At 73.2% G+C, this 1,124-nt stretch carries 2 protein-coding genes; both read right to left on the bottom strand.

From position 1 onward, the window contains the following. On the bottom strand, positions 1 to 527 hold a 527-nt coding region (locus tag QH283_RS00255; RefSeq protein ID WP_280501007.1), incomplete at its 3' end, for an alpha/beta fold hydrolase. A gap of 5 nt (positions 528 to 532) precedes the next feature. Next, positions 533 to 1,124 (bottom strand): LLM class flavin-dependent oxidoreductase (locus QH283_RS00250; RefSeq protein WP_280501006.1); only part of this gene is annotated, 592 nt, incomplete at its 5' end.

Below are 1,124 nucleotides of genomic sequence, written 5' to 3'. Positions count from 1 at the left end.
CCCGCCCGCGGCGGCGCCCGCCCCCCCCCCCCCCCCCCGGCCCCCCCGCGCCCGCCGGGGCCCCGCCGCCGCCCCCCCGCCCGCCCCCCCCCCCCGGCCCGCCGGCCGAGCCGATCCGGCTCGTCCATGGCGACCGCGCCGATCATCGCCAGGCTCGCCACCCGGTCGGGGCGGGTGGCGGCCATGACGCCCGCGATGGCGGCGCCGGTGTGGTGGCCGAGCAGGTGCACCCGGCGGGGGCTGCCCGTCCCGTCGGCCAGGGCGTCCACGGCGGCGAACATGTCGTCCGCCCAGTCGTTCAGGTCGTAGGGCGTCTCCGGGGTGAACGACATCCCGAAGCCGGGGGTGTCCGGTGCGAGGAACCGGTAGCGCGCGCCGCACCCGGCCGCGAGCATCGCCGCGACGAACCGCTCATACATCACCGAGGACGCGGCGGTCTGGTGCAACAGCGGGATCAGGTCGTCGCCGTCGCCGGCGAGGCGGGCGTGCACCCGCCCGCGCGGAGTGTCGAGGCAGGTGCGGCGCATCGCGTTCACCCGAACGAGCGCAGGTTCTCGCGCAGCGTGTCGTGCGCGTAGTCGGTGCGCAGCAGGCCCCGGCGCTGCAGGGCGGGCGCGACGCCGTCGGTCATCTCGGCGATGGACTGGCGGCTGATCGGCTGGCCGTAGATGAGGAAGCCGTCACCGCCGACCTCCTGCATGAATTCGTCCATCTGCGCGGCGATCGAATCCGGCGTGCCGACCATCTCGGTGGTCTGCACGCGCATCCCGCTGAAGCCCTCGCGGATGGTGCGGCCGCCCAGCTGCGCGCGCCACACCTCGAGCTGGCTCTGGTGACCGTTGGTCGAAACGTCGTCGGGGATCGGCTGATCGGGGTCGAACTGGGAGAAGTCGATCTCCATGGTGGCCGCGAAGTGCGCCATCTGCACCTCGAAGTTGTGCTCCTTGCGTGCGTACCAGGCGGCGTTCTTCTCCTTGGCCTCCTGCTCGGTCTCGCCGACGATCGGGTAGACCACCGGGAAGATCTTGATGTCGTCGGGATTGCGGCCGAACTTCACCGCGCGGGCGCGGACGTCGTCGCGATAGGCCTTGGCGCCCTCGATGCCGTTCGGGATGGTGAGGATG

The organism is Nocardia farcinica, assembly GCF_029867845.1.
GTDB lineage: Bacteria > Actinomycetota > Actinomycetes > Mycobacteriales > Mycobacteriaceae > Nocardia > Nocardia farcinica_A.
Note: the sequence above shows the minus strand (reverse complement) of the source record. Positions and strands in the feature narration are given on the sequence as shown.